Source organism: Microbacterium sp. CGR1, from assembly GCF_001266755.1.
Lineage (GTDB): Bacteria > Actinomycetota > Actinomycetes > Actinomycetales > Microbacteriaceae > Microbacterium.
This window is the reverse complement of the sequence record NZ_CP012299.1, coordinates 2,247,548-2,267,905: the sequence shown is the minus strand read 5'-3', so window position 1 is coordinate 2,267,905 and position 20,358 is coordinate 2,247,548. Positions and strand designations below refer to the sequence as shown.

The 20,358-nt window shown below is 68.9% G+C and carries 21 protein-coding genes; 7 read left to right on the top strand and 14 right to left on the bottom strand.

From position 1 onward, the window contains the following. The first annotated feature begins 4 nt into the window (after positions 1-4). A complete protein-coding gene (locus AKG07_RS10930) occupies positions 5-1,018 on the top strand; it encodes an aldo/keto reductase family protein (RefSeq protein ID WP_053097972.1) in 1,014 nt (337 codons plus the stop codon). A gap of 62 nt (positions 1,019-1,080) precedes the next feature. Here the strand turns inward: AKG07_RS10930 and AKG07_RS10925 are convergent, their stop codons facing one another. The 4 genes from AKG07_RS10925 to AKG07_RS10910 are packed head-to-tail and all read right to left on the bottom strand — an operon-like array spanning position 1,081 to position 5,546. Then, positions 1,081-1,986 carry a carbohydrate ABC transporter permease gene (locus AKG07_RS10925; RefSeq protein ID WP_201778457.1) on the bottom strand — a complete coding sequence of 302 codons (906 nt, stop codon included), beginning with the start codon at positions 1,984-1,986 and terminating at the stop codon, positions 1,081-1,083. Continuing rightward, complete coding sequence (locus AKG07_RS10920) at positions 1,983-2,933, bottom strand: carbohydrate ABC transporter permease (RefSeq protein ID WP_053097971.1); 951 nt, start codon at positions 2,931-2,933, stop codon at positions 1,983-1,985. The genes AKG07_RS10925 and AKG07_RS10920 overlap by 4 nt, the downstream gene beginning before the upstream one ends. 3 nt (positions 2,934-2,936) lie before the next feature. Next, positions 2,937-4,250, bottom strand: coding sequence for an ABC transporter substrate-binding protein (locus AKG07_RS10915; protein WP_053097970.1), 1,314 nt, complete (start codon positions 4,248-4,250; stop codon positions 2,937-2,939). Between the two features lie 60 nt (positions 4,251-4,310). Next, the gene (locus AKG07_RS10910; RefSeq protein WP_053097969.1) at positions 4,311-5,546 is read right to left on the bottom strand and encodes an aminotransferase class V-fold PLP-dependent enzyme; all 1,236 of its coding nucleotides are present in this window, start codon (positions 5,544-5,546) and stop codon (positions 4,311-4,313) included. Positions 5,547-5,711: 165 nt separating this feature from the next. On the opposite strand from AKG07_RS10910, the gene AKG07_RS10905 reads away from it, so the two are divergent. Next, positions 5,712-6,425, top strand: coding sequence for a FadR/GntR family transcriptional regulator (locus AKG07_RS10905; protein WP_053099265.1), 714 nt, complete (start codon positions 5,712-5,714; stop codon positions 6,423-6,425). A gap of 131 nt (positions 6,426-6,556) precedes the next feature. Here AKG07_RS10905 and AKG07_RS10900 read toward each other — a convergent pair whose 3' ends face one another. The 6 genes from AKG07_RS10900 to AKG07_RS10875 all read right to left on the bottom strand — a co-directional run bounded on the left by AKG07_RS10900 (position 6,557) and on the right by AKG07_RS10875 (position 11,392). Further along, positions 6,557-7,072 carry a glycine cleavage system protein R gene (locus tag AKG07_RS10900; protein ID WP_053097968.1) on the bottom strand — a complete coding sequence of 172 codons (516 nt, stop codon included), beginning with the start codon at positions 7,070-7,072 and terminating at the stop codon, positions 6,557-6,559. A gap of 133 nt (positions 7,073-7,205) precedes the next feature. Further along, entirely contained in the window at positions 7,206-8,264 is a 1,059-nt protein-coding gene (locus tag AKG07_RS10895) for a PLP-dependent cysteine synthase family protein (RefSeq protein WP_053097967.1), read from the bottom strand. Between the two features lie 20 nt (positions 8,265-8,284). After that, complete coding sequence (locus AKG07_RS10890) at positions 8,285-9,100, bottom strand: hypothetical protein (protein ID WP_053097966.1); 816 nt, start codon at positions 9,098-9,100, stop codon at positions 8,285-8,287. Positions 9,101-9,213: 113 nt separating this feature from the next. After that, entirely contained in the window at positions 9,214-10,017 is an 804-nt protein-coding gene (locus AKG07_RS10885) for a GntR family transcriptional regulator (RefSeq protein WP_053097965.1), read from the bottom strand. A 1-nt stretch (position 10,018) separates the two neighbouring features. Continuing rightward, a complete protein-coding gene (rbsD, locus tag AKG07_RS10880) occupies positions 10,019-10,423 on the bottom strand; it encodes a D-ribose pyranase (RefSeq protein WP_053097964.1) in 405 nt (134 codons plus the stop codon). 18 nt (positions 10,424-10,441) lie between these two features. Further along, entirely contained in the window at positions 10,442-11,392 is a 951-nt protein-coding gene (locus AKG07_RS10875; protein ID WP_053097963.1) for a ribokinase, read from the bottom strand. Between the two features lie 107 nt (positions 11,393-11,499). Between AKG07_RS10875 and AKG07_RS10870 the strand changes: the two genes are divergently transcribed. Beyond that, on the top strand, positions 11,500-12,162 hold the full coding sequence (locus AKG07_RS10870) for a transaldolase family protein (protein WP_053097962.1): 663 nt from the start codon (positions 11,500-11,502) through the stop codon (positions 12,160-12,162). A gap of 170 nt (positions 12,163-12,332) precedes the next feature. Here the strand turns inward: AKG07_RS10870 and AKG07_RS10865 are convergent, their stop codons facing one another. Beyond that, positions 12,333-13,010 (bottom strand): FadR/GntR family transcriptional regulator, encoded by a 678-nt coding sequence (locus AKG07_RS10865; protein ID WP_053097960.1) that lies wholly within the window; start codon positions 13,008-13,010, stop codon positions 12,333-12,335. A 46-nt stretch (positions 13,011-13,056) separates the two neighbouring features. Here AKG07_RS10865 and AKG07_RS10860 point away from each other — a divergent pair, with 46 nt between their 5' ends. Further along, positions 13,057-14,037: an amidohydrolase family protein gene (locus tag AKG07_RS10860; protein ID WP_053097958.1), complete on the top strand. Its 981-nt coding sequence runs from the start codon at positions 13,057-13,059 to the stop codon at positions 14,035-14,037. A gap of 46 nt (positions 14,038-14,083) precedes the next feature. On the opposite strand, the gene AKG07_RS10855 is transcribed toward AKG07_RS10860, so the two are convergent. Both AKG07_RS10855 and AKG07_RS10850 read right to left on the bottom strand, forming a co-directional pair. Continuing rightward, on the bottom strand, positions 14,084-14,857 hold the full coding sequence (locus AKG07_RS10855; RefSeq protein ID WP_053097956.1) for an SDR family NAD(P)-dependent oxidoreductase: 774 nt from the start codon (positions 14,855-14,857) through the stop codon (positions 14,084-14,086). Further along, positions 14,839-15,699, bottom strand: coding sequence for a fumarylacetoacetate hydrolase family protein (locus AKG07_RS10850; protein ID WP_053097955.1), 861 nt, complete (start codon positions 15,697-15,699; stop codon positions 14,839-14,841). Before AKG07_RS10850 ends, AKG07_RS10855 begins: the two co-directional genes overlap by 19 nt. A 135-nt stretch (positions 15,700-15,834) precedes the next feature. Between AKG07_RS10850 and AKG07_RS10845 the strand changes: the two genes are divergently transcribed. Continuing rightward, positions 15,835-17,130: an L-fuconate dehydratase gene (locus AKG07_RS10845; protein WP_053097953.1), complete on the top strand. Its 1,296-nt coding sequence runs from the start codon at positions 15,835-15,837 to the stop codon at positions 17,128-17,130. Continuing rightward, positions 17,117-18,082 (top strand): aldo/keto reductase, encoded by a 966-nt coding sequence (locus AKG07_RS10840; protein ID WP_053097951.1) that lies wholly within the window; start codon positions 17,117-17,119, stop codon positions 18,080-18,082. The genes AKG07_RS10845 and AKG07_RS10840 overlap by 14 nt, the downstream gene beginning before the upstream one ends. 137 nt (positions 18,083-18,219) lie before the next feature. Here the strand turns inward: AKG07_RS10840 and AKG07_RS10835 are convergent, their stop codons facing one another. Beyond that, positions 18,220-19,221, bottom strand: a complete 1,002-nt coding sequence (locus AKG07_RS10835) for a LacI family DNA-binding transcriptional regulator (RefSeq protein ID WP_053097948.1) — start codon at positions 19,219-19,221, stop codon at positions 18,220-18,222. A gap of 190 nt (positions 19,222-19,411) precedes the next feature. Between AKG07_RS10835 and AKG07_RS10830 the strand changes: the two genes are divergently transcribed. Further along, positions 19,412-20,281, top strand: coding sequence for a sugar phosphate isomerase/epimerase family protein (locus AKG07_RS10830; protein ID WP_053097946.1), 870 nt, complete (start codon positions 19,412-19,414; stop codon positions 20,279-20,281). Positions 20,282-20,358: the final 77 nt, after the last annotated feature.

Here is a 20,358-nt window from a genome sequence, read left to right as displayed (position 1 = left end):
TGGCATGGTCAACTATCGCTATCTCGGCAACAGCGGTCTCAAGGTCTCTGAGATCACCTACGGCAACTGGGTCACGCACGCTTCGCAGGTCGGCGACGACGCCGCCGTCAAGACGGTGCACGCGGCGCTCGACGCCGGCATCACCACATTCGACACCGCAGACACCTACGCGAACACCGCGGCAGAGGTCGTGCTCGGCAAGGCGCTCGAGGGTCAGCGCCGCGAGGGTCTCGAGATCTTCACGAAGGTCTACTTCCCGACCGGCCCCAAGGGTCCGAACGACACCGGGCTGAGCCGCAAGCACATCCTCGAATCGATCAACGGCTCGCTGACGCGCCTCGGCACCGACTACGTCGACCTCTACCAGGCGCACCGCTTCGACTACGAGACCCCGCTGGAGGAGACGTTCCAGGCGTTCGCCGACGTCGTCCGCCAGGGCAAGGCCCTCTACATCGGCGTCTCGGAGTGGACGGCCGAGCAGCTGCGCGAGGGGCACGCCCTCGCGAAGCAGCTCGGCGTGCAGCTGATCTCGAACCAGCCGCAGTACTCGATGCTGCACCGTGTGATCGAGGGCAAGGTCGTGCCCGCATCGGAGGAGCTCGGCATCTCGCAGATCGTCTGGTCGCCGATGGCGCAGGGCGTGCTGTCGGGCAAGTACCTGCCGGGTCAGCCGGTTCCCGAGGGCTCCCGCGCGACGGATCCGCACAGCGGCTCCGACTTCATCAAGGGGTTCCTGCAGGACGACATCCTCACCGCCGTGCAGAAGCTCAAGCCGATCGCCGAGCAGGCCGGCCTGTCGATGCCGCAGCTCGCGATCGCCTGGGTGCTGCAGAACCCGAACGTCGCCGCAGCTCTCGTCGGAGCCTCGCGCCCCGAGCAGCTCGCCGAGACGGTCAAGGCCTCGGGCGTGACGCTCGACGCCGACACGCTCGCGGCGATCGACACCGCACTGGGCGACACGGTCAACCGCGATGCAGAGGCCACCTACTCGGTGTCGCCGAAGGCCCGCCTGGTCTGACGGATGCATGACGAAGGCCGCCGTCCCTGAGGGGCGGCGGCCTTCGTCATATCCGGATGCGCCTACTCCTTGACGGCGCCGGCGGTCAGGCCCTGCACGATCCAGCGGCTCGCGAGTGCGAACATCACCATGGTCGGCAGGATCGTCAGCACGGCTGCGGCGCTCATCGAGCCCCAGTCGATGTTGAAGGTCGAGATGAACCCGTTCAGCGCCGACGGCACGGTGCGGTTCTCGTCGGTGTTCATCAGCACGACCGACAGGAACAGCTCGTTCCAGCAGTTGACGAAGTTGAAGATGAAGGCCGCGATGATGCCCGGGGTCATCACCGGCACGAGCACCCGGAACAGCGCGCCGAAGCGCGAGCATCCGTCGATCATCGCCGCCTCTTCGAGCGCGTCCGGCACGTTCTCGAAGAAACCGCGCAGCATGACCGTGGAGAACGGGATGCAGACCGCGATGTACACGAGGATCAGGCCGGGCTTGGTGTCGACGAGGCCCAGGTCGGTCATCATCGAGTACAGCGGGCCCAGCGCGATGAACGCGGGGATCATCTGCGTGAGCAGGAACGCCACCAGCACCGTCCCCTTGCCGCGGAACTCGAAGCGCGCGATCACATAGGCGCTGAGCAGAGCGATGAGCGTCGCGACCGCACCCGCGATCGTCGCCACCAGAGCCGAGTTGCCGAGGAAGACCCCGAACGAGCTCTGCTCGAACAGGCTCACGTAGTTGTCGAGCGACGGCTCGCTGGGCCAATACTCGATCGGGAAGGAGTTGATCGTTCCCGGCGACTTGAACGACGTCAGCGCGATCCAGTACAGCGGGAAGAGCGTGATGACGAGCCAGAGGGCGAGACCGACGACGCGCACGACGCCGCCGACCGAGACCTTGCGCTTCGGACGCGGTGCCTTCGCGATGTCGGGGACGGTGAGACGCCGGGTCTCGGTGACCGTGGTTCCGGTGATGGTCATCGCTGGACCCTCCGCATCGCCATGAGGTAGAACGCGCAGAACACGAACAGGAACGCGACGACGATGAGTCCGATGGCGCTCGCGATGCCGTAGTTGCCCTGCTGCGTGTAGTTGATCATCCACGTCGTGATGATGTGGGTCTGGTTCGCCGGCCCGCCGTTGGTCATCGCGTAGATGATGTCGGGGAAGTTGAAGATCCAGATGATGCGCAGCAGGATCGTCAGCAGCAGCGTCATCGAGATGTACGGGATGATGATCGAGAACAGCTGACGCACCTTGCCTGCGCCGTCGAGGCTCGCGGCCTCGAGCATCTCATCGGGCACGGACTGCAGAGCCGCGAGGATCATGATCGCGAAGAAGGTCACGCCGTACCAGATGTTGGCGACGATGACCGCGAACATCGCGAGCTTCGGATCCGCCAGCCAGGGCAGCGGGGCGTCGATCAGGCCGGCCTTCATGAGCAGGTCGTTCACGACGCCGAACTCGGCGTTGAACATCCAGCGGAACAGCATCCCGATCAGGAAGCCCGAGACGGCCCACGGGAAGAACACGAGCGCCTGGTAGAGCCCGCGGAAGCGGAAGCGCTTGCGCAGGGCGAGCGCGATCAGGAAGCCGATCACGAGCTGAGGCACGAGCGAGCCGACGACCCACAGGACGGAGTTCCAGGCGACGATCGGGAAGGCAGGGTCCTGGAAGACGGTGACGAAGTTGTCGAAACCCACCCACGGGGTGGAGGTGAGATCCCACAGGTTCCAGTCGTGGAAGGCCATGCGTGCGCCCTGCAGCATCGGCCAGTAGGTGAACCAGCACACGAACACGATCGCCGGGGCCATGAAGGCCAGCAGCGTCAGCGCGTGGCGGCCACGGAAGGGGCGGCGCCGGCGGGATGCCGGGGAGGCCCCGCCGGCGGTGCCGACGGAGCCCCCTTCGAGAGTGGTCCGGGTCACGGATCAGCCCTTTTCCGCAGCGTACTTCTCGGTCCAGAAGGTGTCCCACGACTCGAGCAGCTCGGTGGTCGACATGTTGCCGAGCAGCACGTTCTGCACGTCCTGGTCGGACTTCTGGATCCACTCGGTCCACCAGCTGACGCCGCGAGGCTGCTTGACGTTGACGTAGGTCTCGGGGTCCTCGGTCATCGTGACATAGCTCGTCCACGGGCCCGAGGAGTAGAACTCGTCATCGGCTGCCTCGGAGATGATCGGCACGAGGCTGTTGGCCTGCGCGAACTCGGTGGCCGGCTCGGCCGACGAGAGGAACTCGACGAGCTTGACCGCAGCATCCTGGTGCTCGCTGTTCTCCGCGACGCCCCAGCCGGCGACGGCCAGCGGTTGCGCGGCCTTGCCCGACGGGCCGACGAGCAGCGGGGCGGTGTCCCACTGATCCTCGGTCAGAGAGGAGTCCTGCACGGTCGCGATGACCTCGGGGTCCTGCAGCAGGAACGCCGTGGTGCCGTTGGTGAAACCGGCGACCATCTCGGGGTAGCCCCACGACACGGCGGACGGCGGCGACGCCTCCTTGAAGAGGTCGAAGTAGTCGTCGACGGCTTCCTGCGCCTCGGGAGCGGCGAAGATCGTCGACCCGTCCTCCATCAGGAAGGCGTCATCGACGTCGAGGCCGTCGATCGTGTAGGCCTCGATAGCCGCGACCACATTGCTGTTCGCGTTCTGGCCACCGCGGAACGCGTAGCCGTAGATGTTGTTCGCGGGGTCCTGGATGGCGCTGGCCTGCTCGAGCAGATCCTTCCAGCTGTGCGGCGGGCCGTCGAAGCCCGCCTCCTCGACGAGGTCCGTGCGATAGAAGAGCGACAGGCCGTAGAAGCCGTACGGCACGAAGTAGCTCTTGCCGTCTGCGGCCACGGACGCCGACTGCGCGTTGTCGGTGAGGGCATCCCAGCCGTCCCACTTCTCGAGGTCGGCCGAGATGTCGTGCAGCCAGCCGTTGTTCGCGAACGGTCCGACGGTGATGTCGCGGACCTCGAGGACGTCGACGCCCTTGCCCGACTGCAGCATCTGCTGGATCTTCGCGTCGGCCTGCTCGGTGGGCGGCGAGACGAGCTTGACCTTGATGTCGGGGTTCTCCTTCTCGAAGTCGTCGAGGAGTCCGCGCAGCAGGTCGGTGCGGGCAGGATTGGTCAGGCTCTCGACCATCTGCAGGGTGACGGTGCCGTCGGCGGACTCGCCGCCGCCTGCGGAACAGCCGGTGAGCGCGAGTGCGGCGACGGTGCCGATTCCCGCGGCGGTCGTCAAGATTCTGTTCTTCTTCACGAGGTGCCTCTCAGTTGGTGATGGTGGTGGGTCGGGTGGTGGGTGGAGGGGTGGGTCGGGTCAGGAGACGATGATGGAGTCGGCGGTGCGGATGCCGGCGCGGCGGAGGATCTGCGGGATGCAGCGCTCGACGAAGGCCTCGAAGTCGGACGCCTCTGTGTAGAGGTGCGCCGACAGGCGGAAGTAGCCGACGCCGCGGAAGCTGGTGAACGCGGTCTCGACGCCGGTCTCGTCGAGCAGGTCCATGCGCAGGGCATCGGCTTCTTCGCGGGTCGAGCCGAGTCCGAGCGGCAGTCGTACGAGTCGCATCGACGGCACGGGCGAGGGCAACGGAGTGAGGGGGTCTTCGTCGCCGTAGGGGCGCAGGCCCTCGGCGATGATCTCGGCCCCGGCATCCGCCATCTGCGCCATCGCCTGACGGGCGTTGTGCCACCCGAACTCGGACTCGATGAACTCGATCGATGCCGGGGTGGCGAGGTAGGTCGTCGCGTCGATCGTGCCCTGGGTGTCGAAGCGCTCGGGGTAGGGCTCGTTCGCCGCCCACGAGTCGATGAGCGGCCACAGGTCGTCGCGGTCGGGGGCGTTGGTGACGAGCAGGGCGGAACCGCGCGGGGCGCAGGGCCACTTGTGCAGGTTGCCGAACCACCAGTCGCCGCCGGCGACCGCGGCGGCATCGGCGACGAGACCGGGAGCATGAGCGCCGTCGACGAGGGTGCGGATGCCCCGTTCCGCCGCGAGCTCGGCGATGCGCCGGGTCGGCAGCATCCGCGCGGTCGGCGAGGTGATCTGGTCGACCACGATCAGGCGGGTGGCCGGAGTGAGTGCGTCGGCGAAGCGCTGCACGACCTCGTCGTCGGAGGCGAGCAGCGGCAGCTCGACGGCGCGGACGGATGCTCCGAAGCGGCGGGCCAGGCGCTGCGCGCCCATGGTGATCGCTCCGTAGCCCTGGTCGGTGACGAGGATCTCGTCGCCGCGCTCGAGGTGCAGGGCGTTGTAGACGACGGTCGCGGCGGCGGAGGCGTTTGGGACGAAGACGCTGTCTTCGGCATGGGCGCCGAGGAACGGAGCCGTGCGCTCGCGAGCGTCGCGCACCCGTTCGGCGATGCGGGGGAACCACTCGACCGGGCTGAGGTCGGCACGACGTCGCAGGGCATCCTGCTGCTCGACGACGGCCGTGGGAACCGCGCCGAACGAGCCGTGGTTCAGGTGGATCACGTCGGGATCGAGCGGCCACGCATCACGGGCTCGGATGCCGGAGTTCAGCGTGAGCGGTGCGGGGAAGAGTGGTGCGGGCATCGGTCCTCGTCGGTGCAGTGGGGGAGTTGTTGCACAACTTTGCCACACGGCTTTCGAAATGGCTACGAAAAGGCGAGGATGAAACATAGTTGTCATACGAATTTGACGAAGGGTCTGCGTCCGACAGACTCAGCAAGGGGATCGGGCGGTGTCAGGAGGATGACGATGAGCGCACTGGACACAGCGCTGCACGGGCTGCGTGCGCTGATCGCGGACGGCGAGCTGCGTCCCGGCGACCGTCTGCCGAGCGAGGGGGAGCTGTGCGAGACGCTCGGCGTCTCACGCGGATCGCTGCGCGAAGCCATCCGCATGCTGGCCGCCCTCGGTGTGCTCGAGACCCGGCACGGCTCGGGCAGCTACGTCAGCGAGCTGCGCGCCGCCGACCTGATCGGCAGCCTCTCTCTCACGGTCGGACTCCTGCCCATGGCCGGGGTGCTCGAACTGACGGAGCTTCGCCGGGTGCTCGAGCCCCACGCAGCTGCGCTCGCCGCGGCCCGCATCGACGCCGCCACGATCGAGACGCTCAGCGGCGTGCTCGATGAGATCGAGGCGAGCGACGACTTCGAGGACCACTCCCGCCTCGACCACGCCTTCCACATGACGATCTCGGAGGTCGCCGGCAACGACGCGCTCACGAGCCTGATCGACGTGCTGCGCTCACGCTCGCGGGCCTATCGGATCCCGGATGCCGGCGATGCCGCCGAACTCAAGCTCCACTCGGATGCCGGGCACCGGGCGATCCTCCGCGGACTCGCGGCGGCGGACCCGGTCGCGGCGTCGGCTGCGGCATCCGCCCACGTGGCTCAGACCGAGTACTGGGTGCGCCGGTACACCGATACGGATCTGCGCGCCGAAGGGTCGTCCGTCGAGTCGCCCTGAGTGACGACGATCGCCCTCTCGTCTCGACCGGTCTGCACAGTTCGCCTCGGTCTGCACAGGCGTGCGGTCGCCTCGGGGGCCGCGCGGGGCGCTGGGTGCTGTGTGCGTATCGGGCGGAGGGGACGCCGCGGTCAGGCGAGGGTGATGTCGACCTGGATCTCCGTGGCGATGCGCTCGAGGTCGCGACGCAGGGCATCGATGTCGACCGACGACGGAACCCGCGCGATCACGGATGCCTCGAACAGACGGCCGCCGGCCATCGCGGCATCCCGGGTCTCGGTCGCGAGCTCCTCGATGCTGAGTTCGTGCGCGTTCAGCACGTTCGAGACCTCGCGGACGATGCCGGATCGGTCGTTGCCCAGCACCCGGATCTCGAGTCGCTGCTCGTCCTCCGCGTCGTCATCAGGCGTTCCGGTGAGGACGGCGAGCGTCAGGAGCCCCTGTCCCTGAAGTCCGCGGAGCGCCGTCTGCAGCTCGTCGGAACGGTCGGCGGCGACCGAGACCTCGATCACTCCGGCGAAGGTGCCCGCGAGCTCGGCCAGCGAGCTGTTCTCCCAGTTTCCGCCGTGGGCATCGACGACATCGGCGACGGCTGCGACGAGTCCGGGGCGATCGGCACCCGCGACAGTGAGGATGAGAGTAGTCATGCGGCCAGCGTAGCCGGAGCGCCTCGGCCCGCGACGGCCATGACTCCGGAGAATGTGGCGGCTCGAACCCGAGGAAGCGTGTTCTCCCGGGTGACCTGCCCGGATCTCCGGAGTCATGGAAGCGGAACGAGGGTCAGTCGACCCAGACCCCGGTCTCGAGGAAGTGATCGAGGCGGGTGCGATGCGGGTCGAGGTCCCAGCCCTGCTCGGCGACCCACTCATCGTTGAAGTACGTGCCGGCGTAGCGGATGCCGCTGTCGCAGATGAGCGTGACGATGCTGCCGGTCTCGCCCGCCGCGCGCATGCGCGCGATCAGCTGGAATACGCCGTACAGGTTGGTGCCGGTCGAACCTCCGGCCCAGTGCAGGGTGCGCTCGCGCAGCATCCGGATCGCGGCGATCGACCCCGCGTCGGGAACGCGGATCATCTCGTCGATCACACTGGGCACGAACGAGGCCTCGACGCGCGGGCGGCCGATGCCCTCGATGCGACTGGGGCGTCCGGCCGGCGCGTCGACGGTGCCCGCCCATCCGTCGTAGAACGCCGAACCCTCGGGGTCGACGACCGCGATCTGCGTCTCGTGGCGGCGGTACTTCACGTACCGGCCGAAGGTGGCGCTCGTGCCGCCGGTGCCTGCGCCCACGACGATCCAGCGGGGGATCGGGTGGCGTTCCTGCGACAGCTGGCTGAACACGCTCTCGGCGATGTTGTTGTTGCCGCGCCAGTCGGTCGCCCGCTCGGCGAACGTGAACTGGTCGAGGTAGTGGCCATGGCATTCGGAGGCCAGGCGCTGAGCCTCAGGAGACATGTCCTCGGCGCGGTCGACGAAGTGACAGCGTCCGCCGTAGAACTCGATGAGGTCGATCTTCTCCTGGCTGGTCGAGCGCGGTACGACGGTGACGAAGGGCAGCCCCAGCATCCGCGCGAAGTACGCCTCGGAGACGGCCGTCGATCCGCTGGACGACTCGACGAGAGTGGAGTCCTCGGTGATGCGTCCGTTGACGAGTCCGTACAGGATCAGCGAGCGCGCGAGACGGTGCTTGAGCGACCCGGTCGGATGCACCGACTCGTCTTTCAGGTACAGGTCGATGCCCCACTCGGGTGGCAGCGGGAAGAGGTGCAGATGGGTGTCGGCGCTGCGGTTGGCGTCGGCTTCCAGCAGGGCGATCGCGGTGCTGGTCCAGTCGCTCATGCTTCGAGCGTAACGCTCCTCTAGCGGGGCGTGTAGCCGCCCTCGCCCGTCTCGCCGTCGTACGTGAAGACCTCGTCCTCGAGGGTGATCTGGATGTCGTCGCCGAGGGGCTGCTCGGCGAGCAGACGCTCCTCGAGCATCGTCATGCGCTCCTCGTACTCCTGCGCCTGCGCATCGTCGACACCCCAGATGGTGGCGACCTTCATGTCGGTGAGGAAGTAGAGGAAGGCGGAGACGGCCGTGCGGTTGAACTCGGTGTCGGGGATGCTCTGCCAGAGCGCGCCGCTGTCGCGCAGGCGCTTGTACTCGTCGATCTTCGCCTGGAGCGCGTCGGCGATGGCGGAGGCGTCGGCGTCGGCGTCGCCCGAGCCGTCGGAGTCCGGGTCGCCCTGCGGTGCCTCGGAAGGCGCTGCGGGCTCTTCCGTGACGCTCGTGGCCGGAGGCGCGGTCGCCGGTTCGGTGCGCGAGCTCAGCAGCAGGCTCACGGCCACCGCGATGCCCACGACGACGATCAGCACGAACGCCGCGACCGCTGCGATGACGATGCCGACGGTCCGTCCTGAACGCGGAGGAGGAGGCGCGGACGGGGAAGCATATGCGGCGCCGTAGGGAGGCGACGGCTGCCCGGGGTGCGGCGGCGGGTACGCGGCCATCTGCGGATGCAGCCCCGGCTGGGAGGCAGAGGCGTACGGCGGCAGCGGCGCGGGCGGCCCGGGGATCCCGCCCAGCGGCGGGGCCAGCGGGACGGAGGATCCGAGCTGTGCCGGCGCCGCGGCAGGCGGCGGAGGGATGACCGGGTCGGAGTCGGATGCCGGTGGATGCGCGTCGTCGACCATCGTGTCTTCCCCCCGATCGCATCGCCCCGTGCGATGCGTGCTCTCGTTCCAGGCTAGTCCGCGACCCGTGCTCGGCCGACCCACCTGTGAGTGGATGCCGCGTGCGGATGCGGCTAGCGGACGGTGCCGGCGCGCGAGGTGCTGCCGTCGCCGTCGACGTGCAGCAGCGACGCCTGCGACTGCTCCTGCTGCAGCTGGAACTCGAAGCGCGAGCGGTCGCCGCGGTGGTGCGCCACGAAGTACTCGATCGGCGTGCCGTCGGAGGAACGGCTCACGCTGCGCAGTCGCAGCAGGGCGGAGCCGGCGCTCACCCCCAGATGCTGCGCCTGCTCGTGGGTCGCGACGGTGGCCTCGGCCGAGCGGACGCCGCTGGTCGCCACGATGTCGTGATCGGCGAGCAGGCGGTACAGGGACCGCTCCGAGAGGTCGACGCCGAGCGTGACTCCGCCGACGGCATCCGGCATCCAGGTGGTCGAGAGCGACCAGGGTTCGCCGTCGACGTGACGCAGACGGTCGAGCACCACGACCGGTGCGCCAGGGTCGACCTCGAGTGCCGCCGCGATCTCGTCGTCGGCGAGAGTCTGCTCGTGGCGCAGGACGTCGCTGTGCACGTGCCCGCCGCGGCGCTCGACGTCGTCGTAGAGGCCGATCAGCGTGTGCACCAGGCTCTCGCTCGTGCGGGGGCGCGACACGAACGTGCCCTTGCCCTTGACGCGTTCGACGAGCCCCTCGTGCTCGAGCTGGGCCAACGCCTGGCGCACCACGGTGCGCGAGATGCCGTAACGCTCACAGAGGCGGTGCTCGCCGGGCAGCGGGTCGCCGGGCTGCAGGCCGTCTCGCGAGATGCCGTCGACGATCAGCTGACGCAGCTGGTCGTACATGGGCGCGGCGGAGTGGCGGTCGATCGTGTCATTCATATCAGTACGCCACTCCCGCGTGCAGGATCACGTTCGCGTAGGGGGTGAACTCTCCCGAGCGCACGAACGCGCGCGCCGAGTGGGTCAGCTTCTTGAAGTCGACGTGCGGGATGAGCTCGATCTCGAAGTCCTGGTCGGCGAAGCGCTCGCGCAGCGCGGCCAGCACCTCGGGGCTCTTCTCGGCGACCTCGGCCGACACCGTCGCTCCCTCCACGACGAGCTCGGCCAGCACGGTGTCGAGCACGTCGAAGAAGGCCGGAGCGCCGGGACGATAGGCGAGGTCGATGCGCTCGGATCCGGGCGGGATGGGCAGGCCGGCGTCGGTGACCACCAGCAGATCGGTGTGGCCGGTCTCGCTGATCACGCGCGAGAGTGCGGGGTTGATGGTCGTCGCTGTCTTGCGCATGATGTCTCCTCGGGGGTGTCAGTGGGCTTCTCGGGCGGCCAGGAAGGCGTCGACCTCGGCCCGCAGCGGCAGGCTGGGCGAGGCGCCCTGCTTCGTGACGGCGAGGGCTCCGGCGGCGGTCGCCAGGCGTACGGCATCCGTCAGCTCCCAGCCGTTGGCGAGGGCGGCGCCGAGATACCCGGCGTAGGCGTCGCCGGCCGCGGTGGTGTCGACGGCCTCGACAGGGAACGGCGGGATGACGGATGCTCCCGCTGCGGTCACGACGCACGAGCCCTGACCCGCGAGCGTGATCACGGCGGCGCCGACGCCCCGGTCGAGGAACCAGCGTCCGGCGATCTCCGCCGACGCGGCATCCGTCACCTCGACGCCGCTGAGCACCGAGGCCTCGGTCTCGTTCGGGGTGACGATGTCGATGCTCGCCCACACGGCGTCATCCAGCGGAGCGGCGGGGGCGGGGTCGAGGATGACGGTCATGCCGTGCTCGCGTCCTCGTGACGTGATGTGCGCGGTGAGCGCCGAGGGCGTCTCGAGCTGTGTGAGCAGCACCGACGTGGTCGGCGCGAGGGCTTCGAGCGCCGCGTCGATCTGCTCGGTGCTGAGCGCGGCGTTGGCCAGAGGCACCATGACGATGTCGTTCTGCGCCGAGGCGTCGACGCGGATGTGCGCGATGCCCGTCGGCCCCGGCACCGTGCGCAGGTGCGTGAGGTCGACCCCGGCCTCGCTCAGCCCGTCGACGACGAGGTCGTGGAAGAGGTCGTCTCCCACGCATCCGACGAAGCTCGTGCGGGCCCCCGATCGTCCGGCGGCGACCGCCTGATTCGCGCCCTTGCCGCCGAGCATCAGGGTGAACTCGTCGCCGAGGATGGTCTCTCCGCGGGCGGGGAGCCTGGTCGAGAAGGTCGTCACGTCTGCGGTCACGCTGCCGACGATGACGACGCCGGTGCGATCGGGCGAGGTGGCGGCTGTCATGGCACTCCTGATCGTCGTCGATGCGGGGTGCTTTGACATCCTCCGCGGCTGTCATTACATTAGCCGAATCCGAACCTGTAACGACAGGTTGTGCACAAGGAGACCCGATGACCGCGCTGGCCCCCCGTCTCTATGTCGACAGCGCGGACGTCGACCGCGTCGCCTCGCTCCTCACCGCGGGCGTCGTGCACGGCGTGACGACCAACCCCACGATCCTCGAGCGCGGCGGCCGCACCGCCGCGGAGATCCCCGACCTCTACGCCCGCTGGTCGGACGAGGGCGCCCGCGAGATCTTCTTCCAGACGTGGGGCGGCGACACCGCATCCTTCCTCCGCAACGCCGAGGGCATCCGTGCGCTGGGCGATCGCGTGGCCGTGAAGGTGCCGGCGACCCGCGACGGCTTCGCCGCGGCATCCGCTCTGGTGCGCGACGGCGCGACCGTGCTCGTCACCGCCGTCTACTCGGTCGCACAGGCGCTGGCATGCGCCTCGATCGGGGCGCAGTACATCGCCCCCTACCTCGGACGGATGCGGGATGCCGGCATCGACGGGGATGCGGTGATCGCCCGCATGCAGGAGGTGTGCGCGGGCAGCGACTCGAACGTGCTCGCGGCCAGCCTGCGATCACCTGACGACATCACCGGTCTGCGTCTCGCGGGGGTGCCGTACTTCACGGCGGCACCCGACGTGATCGAGCAGGTGCTGTTCCACGAGGTCAGCGACAGCTCCGCCGCCGAGTTCGACGCGGCAATGGGGCGGCTCGGGGCCTGAGTCGCACTCCGGCGGGTGGGCCAGCGTCGGCCAGACGCACCAGATTCGGCCCGACGTCACGGATACGGCCGAGCGAAGCGCATCTGGCCGAACGTGCCGGTCTGGGCCCGGACGACGAAAGCGTGCAGGGAAGGCCCGAGGGACGCGTGGCCGAGAGAGGCGTCGCTGCGTCAGGCGGATGCCGCCTGGCGCAGCCACCGCTCGACGCCGGCGATGTGCGCCGTGGCCAGCGAGGTGGCGAGACCCGAATCGCGCCGGGCGATGGCGTCGGCGATCGCCCGGTGCTCCGAGAGGGTGCGCTCGACCGCTCCGCCCTCGGTGAGACCACGCCACACGCGGGCGCGCACGGTCTGACTGCTCAGGTGCTCGATGAGGCTGGCGAGATAGGCGTTGCCGGCCATGCCGACGATCTCACGGTGGAAGCGGATGTCGTGCTCGACGAGCTCTTCGATGCTGACCGTCGGGTCGATGGAGGCGACCTCGCTCTCGAGGCCGGCGATCGCGTCGTCGCTCCCGAGGGTGGCCGCGAGGCCGGTCGCCTGCGACTCCAGCATCCGCCGCACTGCGAAGATCTCGAGCATCGAGTCGTCGTCGTGCATGTCGACCACGAACGAGATCGCCTCGAGCAGCAGGTGGGGCTCCAGGCTGGTGACATAGGTGCCGTCACCGCGGCGCACGTCGAGCACCCGGATCACCTCGAGCGCCTTCACGGCCTCGCGCATCGAGTTGCGTGACAGGCCGAGCCGCTCGGACAGCTCCTTCTCGGGAGGGAGGCGATCGCCGGGTGCGAGTTCGCCCGACACGATCATCGCCTTGATCTTCTCGATCGCGTCGTCAGTCACTGCCATGGCGTCATCCTAGCCATTCATCGGATGTCTGCGGCAGGATGGGGGCATGCGCGTACTCGATTCGCACCTGCACCTCTGGGACCCCGAGCTTCTGCACTACACCTGGCTCGAGGGTCCGCTCGCCTGGCTGTTCGGTGCGACCGAGATCGAGCACGCCCGCATCGCCCGCGCGACGACCGAGCGCGCGGTGTTCGTGCAGGCCGAGACCGTCGAAGACGACTTCCTCGAAGAAGTGCGGTGGGTGGCCGGGCTCGCGCCCCGCGTCGGGGTGGTCGGCATCGTCGCGGGGGCGCGTCTGGATCGCGGCACCGACACCACCGCGCACCTCGAAGGACTCGCCGCCGAGCCGCTCGTGGTCGGCGTGCGGCACAACCTGCAGGGCGAACCCGACGGACTGGCGGTCTCGGCAGACTTCGTCACCGGGGCGCGCGAGGTCGCGGCGCGCGGCTGGGCCTTCGACGCCTGCGTGCGCGCCGCGCAGCTGCCCGAGGTGGCCCGACTCGCGGGGGCGGTGCCCGAGCTGCGGATGGTGCTCGATCACCTCGGCAAGCCCGAGGTCGGCACGGCGAAGGCCCCGGTGGCGCCGACCATGGAATGGGTGCGCGATCTCGACGACCTGGCACGGCATCCGAATGTGTGGTGCAAGCTCTCGGGGCTGCCGGGAGAGGCCGGAGGCGACTGGTCGGCCGAGCAGCTGCATCCGTTCCTCGACGCCGCGGCCGACGCGTTCGGCGTCGATCGGCTGATGTGGGGCAGTGACTGGCCGGTCTCGGTCATCGGACCCCCGGAGGAGGGCGACCCGTACGCGAACGTCGACGGATCGCCCATGTATCAGCCGACGGCTCGGATCAGATGGGCGGATGCGGTGATCGCCTGGGCCGAGCGCCGCGGGCACGACGTCGACGCGATCATGTGGACGAACGCCGAGGAGTTCTACCGGATCGGCGAGCGGCCGACGCACGAGGACGCTCGGGAGGAGCGGCCGCGCCGCGGCATCCTGGGTTGGCTGCGCGGCGGTCGCTCATAGCGCCCGCTGTCCGGGGCCGGGACCAGGACAGCGGGCGACGCGGCGGTCAGCCCCCGACGGGACGGAGCCGCAGCTGAGCCATGCCGCCGTCGACCTCGATGAACGTGCCCGTGGTCGAGCCCGCGGCGGGGCTCACCAGGTAGGCGACCGCCGCGGCGACCTCGTCGGGTGAGACCAGGCGGCCATGCGGCTGGCGGGCCTCGAGGGCGGCGCGCTCGGCGGCCGGGTCGTCGGCCGAGTCGAGCAGCCGGCCGACCCACGGGGTGTCGGCGGTGCCGGGGTTGACGGCGTTGACGCGGATGCCCTCGCGCAGGTGATCGGCGGCCATGGCACGGGTCAGAGCCGAGACGGCGCCCTTCGACGCGCTGTAGAGCGCGCGCTGGGGAAGGCCGGTGGTCGAGGCGATGGATGCCGTGTTGCAGACCGCCGCGCTCGGCGACTTCTTGAGCCACGGCAACGCCGCCGACGTGACGCGGGCGATGCCCGTGACGTTGATCGAGAGCACACGCGCCCACTCGTCGTCGTCGTTGGCGCTGATGTCTCCCTGGGCGCCGACCCCGGCGTTGTTCACGACGATGTCGATGCGCCCGAACCTCTCGGCGACGGCGGCCACGGCGGCATCCACCGATGCACGGTCCGACACGTCGGCCGTAAAAGCGGCGAAGGCGGCATCCGCTCCTGAGGTGTCGCGGTCGAGCACGGCGATCTGCGCGCCGTCGGCGTGCAGGCGGGCGGCGATGGCCGCTCCGATCCCGGATGCTCCGCCGGTCACGATCGCGACGAGTCCGTCGAGTGCGCTGCTCACTTCTGTGCCTCCCATGCCACGAACTCCTGGCGCTGATGCCCGAGTCCTTCGATCTCGATCTCGACCACGTCGCCCGCCGTCAGATACGGGAACTTGCCCCCGAAGGCCACGCCCTGGGGAGTGCCCGTGAGGATCAGATCGCCCGGCTCGAGCGTGACGTACTGCGACAGGTGGTGCACGATCACGCGCACGTCGAAGATCATGTCGTCGGTGTTCGAATCCTGACGCGCTTCGCCGTTCACCCAGCTGCGCAGCCGCAGGTCGTCGACGTCGACCTCGTCGGGTGTCACCAGCCAGGGGCCGGTCGGGTTGAAACCGGGGGCGATCTTGCCCTTCGACCACTGCCCGCCCGAGACCTCCATCTGGAAGGCGCGCTCCGAGACGTCGTTCGCCACCACGTAGCCGGCGATGTGGGCGTCGGCGTCGTCGGGCGAATCGAGGTAGGCGGCGCGGGCGCCGATCACGATGCCGAGCTCGACCTCCCAGTCGGTCTTCTCGCTGCCGCGGGGGATCGTGACCGCATCGTTCGGGCCGACCACCGTGTTCGGCGTCTTCAGGAACATGATCGGGACGGTCGGCGGCTCGGAGCCGGACTCGCGGGCGTGCGCCGCGTAGTTCTGGCCGATGCAGATGACGGCGCTGGGGCGGGCGATCGGCGCGCCGATGCGCATCGCCGCGGCATCCCCGAGAACCGGCAGTTCGTCGGCGGCGCGGGCCGCGGCGACGCGAGCCCGGAAATTACCGGCGAGGAAATCACCGTTCACATCGGATGTCACAGAGCGCAGATCGAGGTAGCGGTCACCTTCGACGAGGACGGGGATCTCGGCGCCGGGGGTGCCTAGCCGTGCGAACTTCATGTCTCTCCTGCTCAGTGAGGTGTCCGTGGGTGACGAGGCGCGTCAGTGCGGCCCGTCTCGTTGACAGTATAGACATCCGATGTTTACACTCCAAGAGATCTGCACGGATATCCGTCCCGTGCACGAGAGGAACCCGTGAGCCGCATCGTCGCCCTCGACACGACCGACATCCGCTTCCCGACATCGCTGAGTCTGGACGGATCGGATGCCATGAATCCCGACCCCGACTACTCGGCGGCATACGTGATCGTGCGCACGGATGCCGAGGACGGCATCGACGGCCACGCGTTCGTCTTCACGATCGGGCGCGGCAACGATGTGCAGGTCGCCGCGATCGACGCGCTCGCCGGGCACCTCGTCGGTCGCGAGATCGAGCCGCTGCTCGACGACATGGGCACGACGTTCCGCGACATCATCGGCGACTCGCAGCTGCGCTGGCTCGGCCCCGAGAAGGGCGTCATGCACATGGCCATCGGCGCGGTCATCAACGCGCTGTGGGACATCAAGGCCAAGCGGGCCGGGCTGCCGCTGTGGCAGCTGCTCGCGCGGATGACGCCCGAGGAGCTCGTGGGCCTCGTCGACTTCCGCTACCTCACAAATGCGCTGACGCCCGAGGACGCCCTCGAGATCCTGCGCGCCGCCGAACCGGGACGCCTCGAGCGCGAACGAGAACTGCTCGCCACCGGATACCCCGGCTACACGACCAGCCCCGGATGGCTCGGATACTCCGACGAGAAGCTCGAGCGGCTCGCCCGCGAGGCGATGGCCGACGGCTTCACCCAGATCAAGCTGAAGGTCGGCGCCGACCTCGACGACGACATCCGCCGTTTCCGCAAGGCCCGCGAGGTGTGCGGACCGGACTTCCCCATCGCGATCGACGCCAACCAGCGGTGGGAGGTGTCGGAGGCGATCGAATGGGTCAACGCGCTCGCCGAGTTCCACCCCGCCTGGATCGAAGAGCCCACGAGCCCCGACGACGTGCTCGGTCACGCCGAGATCGCCAGGGGGGTGGCACCCATCCGCGTCGCCACCGGCGAGCACGCCCAGAACCGCGTCATCTTCAAGCAGCTGCTGCAGGCCCAGGCGATCTCGGTCATGCAGATCGACGCCGTGCGCGTCGCGGGCGTCAACGAGAACATCGCCAACCTGCTGCTGGCCGCGAAGTTCGGTGTGCCGGTCTGCCCACATGCCGGTGGCGTCGGGCTGTGCGAGGCCGTGCAGCACCTCTCGATGTTCGACTTCGTCGCCGTCACCGGCACCCGCGAAGGGCGGATGATCGAGTTCGTCGACCACCTGCACGAGCACTTCGTGATCCCCACCGACATCCAGGGCGGGTCGTACATGGCACCCACGGTGCCCGGATCCGGCATGGAGATGAAGGCCGAGAGCATCGCCGCGTACACGTGGACGGGGCAGCATGTCGGAGTCTGATGCTCTGGCGGTTCCGCCCCTCGGATACGGGGCCGCGAACGTCGGCAACCTCTTCCGCGCGCTGAGCGACGACGAGGCGTGGGCGGTGCTCGATGCGGCGTGGGACAGCGGCATCCGCTACTTCGACACCGCTCCGCATTACGGGCTCGGGCTCTCGGAGCGTCGTCTCGGGGCGTTCCTGCAGACCAAACCGCGCGACGAGTACGTGCTGTCGACCAAGGTCGGGCGCCTGCTGCGACCGAACCCCGACCACGACGGCGGCCTCGACACAGCGAACGACTTCCATGTTCCCGACGATCTGCAGCGCGTGTGGGACTTCTCGGCTGAGGGGATACGCACCAGTCTCGATGAGTCCCGCGAACGTCTCGGGATCGAGCGCATCGACCTTGTCTACCTGCACGACCCCGAGCGGCATGACCTGGATCTCGCGCTCGCCGAGGCGCTGCCGGCGCTCGAGCAGCTGCGTCGCGACGGCGAGGTGACTGCCGTCGGCATCGGCTCGATGGTGTCGGATGCGCTCGCCGCCTCCGTGTGGTCGGCCGACCTCGACCTGGTCATGGTCGCGGGCAGATACACGCTGCTCGAACAGCCGGCGGCGGCCGAGGTGCTGCCGGCGTGCCGAGAGACCGGGACAGGCATCGTCGCGGCATCCGTCTTCAACTCCGGGCTGCTGGCATCGAACGAACCTCGCCGCGACGGGCGATACGAGTACGGGCAGCTTCCCGACGAGCTGTGGGAACGGCTGCTGCGCATCGCACGGGTGTGCGCCGAGCACGACGTGCCGCTGCCCGCCGCCGCGATCCAGTTCCCGCTGCAGTCAGACGTGGTGCGCTCGGTGGTGGTCGGAGGAAGCCGGCCAGGGCAGCTGACGCAGAATGCCGAGTATGCGGCGCTCGAGATTCCTGGCGCGCTGTGGAATGAGCTCGCTGCAGAGGGGCTGATACCAGGCTGAGCCGGACGGCGCGCGTTCACAATTCAGCACAGGTCTGCGCTGGTGGGCGGTCTGGGGCTTCGGCGGCGGCATCAGTGCGGGTTCGTGCTGAATTGTGAACCGAGCCTGCGCCGGCGACGCGACGGCGGAGACGAGGCTCAGCGGCCGACGGTCGACTCGCGCACCACGAGCTCGGCAGCGAAGGGCGTCGGCGCGGGGAGGTCGGCCGTGGGGTCTGTGAGCTGACGGATGAGTGCCGCGCCCGCCGCCCGGCCGATCTCGTACCCGGGCTGCCGCACGCTCGTCAGCGGCACGACGCTCTGGTGGGCCTGCGCGACGTCGTCGAAGCCGACCAGTGCGATCTCCTCGGGCACGCGGATGCCCCGGCGCAGCAGCTGGGTGAGCACGCCGATCGCCACCATGTCGTTGGCGGCGAAGATCGCGTCGGGGCGTTCGATGGCAGGCATCTCGGCGATCCGTGCGCCGACCTCGAGGCCGTCCTCGGTCGTCAGGTGCGGCACGTCGATCACATCGGCCGTCGCCCCGGCCGCGGTGACGGCATCGCGCAGCCCGAGGAGGCGGTCGTTCGACTGGCTGACGCTCGGCGCGCCCAGGAAGAGGATGCGGCGGCGGCCGAGCGACAGCAGGTGCTCGCCCGCCAGCCGTCCGCCGCCGCGGTCGTCGAACAGCACCGAACCGACGGTCGGCGAATCGGGGATGGGGCCGACGACGACCGAGCGGATGCCGCGCTCCGCTAGCTGTTCGAGCCGGGGCACCACGTCTTCGAGCGGGTAGATGACGATGCCCTGCACGCGGTGCGCCTCGAACATGTCGATGTTGCCGCGTTCGGTGTCGGCGTCGCGGTTGCTGTTGCTGAAGAACAGCGACCAGCCGCCCTCGCGGGCCACGTCTTCGACCCCGCGCGAGAGCTCGTGGAAGTACGGCAGCCAGGCGTCGAGAAGAATCAGCGCCAGCGCCTTGCTGGAGCCGGCTCGCAGTTGACGGGCGGATTCGTTGGGCACGTAGCCGAGCTGGGCGATCGCCTCCCTCACCTTCGCCGCGCTCGATTCGCCGAGCACATGCGGGTGGTTGAGGTAGTTCGAGACGGTCGAGGAGGACACCCCGGCGAGAGCGGCGACGTCTTTGACGCTGGCGGGCATGGAGCTCCTGTCGACTGCGCGACGACGCAGGACGGTCGGCGGCGAGTCCAGAGTAGCCCAGCGATTGCAACGTGCCAAGAAAGTTCTTGACACCGCATCCCCGACCCGCGTACGGTGACCTGAACGCAGAGTTGCAACGTGCCAATCCTGCCGAGGCGAAGGTGCCGTACACCCGTCTCCGAGAGGTCTCATGAACATCGGATGCCACGGGCTCGTCTGGACCGGAGACTTCGATGCCGACGGCATCCGTCTCTCCGTCGAGAAGACGAAGGCGGCCGGATTCGACCTGATCGAGTTCCCGCTGATGGACCCGTTCTCGTTCGACGTCGCCGCGGCGAAGGACGCGCTCGAAGAGCACGATCTCGCCGTCAGCGCCTCGCTCGGACTCTCGGGCGCGACCGACGTGACGAGCTCCGACCCGGCTGTCGTGGCCGCGGGGGAGGCGCTGCTGCTCAGGGCGGTCGACGTGCTCGCCGACCTCGGCGGCCAGCACTTCTGCGGCGTGATCTACAGTGCGATGCAGAAGTACATGGACCCGGTGACGGCCGAGGGGCTGGAGAGCAGCCGGCGCACGATCGCCCGCGTCGCCGACCATGCCGCAGAGCGCGGCATCTCGGTCTCGCTCGAGGTCGTGAACCGCTACGAGACGAACGTGCTGAACACCGCACGGCAGGCGCTCGCCTACCTCGCCGAGGTCGATCGGCCGAACCTCGGCATCCACCTCGACACGTACCACATGAACATCGAGGAGTCGGATATGTTCGCGCCGGTCCTCGACGCGGCTCCGGCACTGCGCTACGTGCACATCGGCGAGAGCCACCGCGGCTATCTCGGCACCGGCACCGTCGACTTCGACACCTTCTTCAAGGCGCTGGGCCGCATCGGCTACGACGGTCCGATCGTGTTCGAGTCGTTCTCGTCAGCCGTCGTCGCCCCCGATCTCAGCCGCATGCTCGGCATCTGGCGCAACCTGTGGACCGACAACGTCGAGCTCGGAGCGCACGCCAACGCGTACATCCGCGACAAGCTCGTCGCGGTCGACTCGATCCGGCTGCACTGAGCCGGGCCGTCGCCTCGATCCGCCGACCTGTTGCCAACTTGTTATTACAGGTCTTCCCATCCGAAGCAGTCTTAGTT

Bases quoted from the DNA above. Each gene is read 5' to 3' on its own strand.
- AKG07_RS10930 (WP_053097972.1), top strand. From the start codon at position 5: ATGGTCAACTATCGCTATCTCGGCAACAGCGGTCTCAAGGTCTCTGAG.
- AKG07_RS10925 (WP_201778457.1), bottom strand. From the start codon at position 1,986: ATGACCATCACCGGAACCACGGTCACCGAGACCCGGCGTCTCACCGTC.
- AKG07_RS10910 (WP_053097969.1), bottom strand. From the start codon at position 5,546: ATGCCCGCACCACTCTTCCCCGCACCGCTCACGCTGAACTCCGGCATC.
- AKG07_RS10905 (WP_053099265.1), top strand. From the start codon at position 5,712: ATGAGCGCACTGGACACAGCGCTGCACGGGCTGCGTGCGCTGATCGCG.
- AKG07_RS10900 (WP_053097968.1), bottom strand. From the start codon at position 7,072: ATGACTACTCTCATCCTCACTGTCGCGGGTGCCGATCGCCCCGGACTC.
- AKG07_RS10895 (WP_053097967.1), bottom strand. From the start codon at position 8,264: ATGAGCGACTGGACCAGCACCGCGATCGCCCTGCTGGAAGCCGACGCC.
- AKG07_RS10890 (WP_053097966.1), bottom strand. From the start codon at position 9,100: ATGGTCGACGACGCGCATCCACCGGCATCCGACTCCGACCCGGTCATC.
- AKG07_RS10885 (WP_053097965.1), bottom strand. From the start codon at position 10,017: ATGAATGACACGATCGACCGCCACTCCGCCGCGCCCATGTACGACCAG.
- rbsD (WP_053097964.1), bottom strand. From the start codon at position 10,423: ATGCGCAAGACAGCGACGACCATCAACCCCGCACTCTCGCGCGTGATC.
- AKG07_RS10875 (WP_053097963.1), bottom strand. From the start codon at position 11,392: ATGACAGCCGCCACCTCGCCCGATCGCACCGGCGTCGTCATCGTCGGC.
- AKG07_RS10870 (WP_053097962.1), top strand. From the start codon at position 11,500: ATGACCGCGCTGGCCCCCCGTCTCTATGTCGACAGCGCGGACGTCGAC.
- AKG07_RS10865 (WP_053097960.1), bottom strand. From the start codon at position 13,010: ATGGCAGTGACTGACGACGCGATCGAGAAGATCAAGGCGATGATCGTG.
- AKG07_RS10860 (WP_053097958.1), top strand. From the start codon at position 13,057: ATGCGCGTACTCGATTCGCACCTGCACCTCTGGGACCCCGAGCTTCTG.
- AKG07_RS10855 (WP_053097956.1), bottom strand. From the start codon at position 14,857: ATGGGAGGCACAGAAGTGAGCAGCGCACTCGACGGACTCGTCGCGATC.
- AKG07_RS10850 (WP_053097955.1), bottom strand. From the start codon at position 15,699: ATGAAGTTCGCACGGCTAGGCACCCCCGGCGCCGAGATCCCCGTCCTC.
- AKG07_RS10840 (WP_053097951.1), top strand. From the start codon at position 17,117: ATGTCGGAGTCTGATGCTCTGGCGGTTCCGCCCCTCGGATACGGGGCC.
- AKG07_RS10835 (WP_053097948.1), bottom strand. From the start codon at position 19,221: ATGCCCGCCAGCGTCAAAGACGTCGCCGCTCTCGCCGGGGTGTCCTCC.
- AKG07_RS10830 (WP_053097946.1), top strand. From the start codon at position 19,412: ATGAACATCGGATGCCACGGGCTCGTCTGGACCGGAGACTTCGATGCC.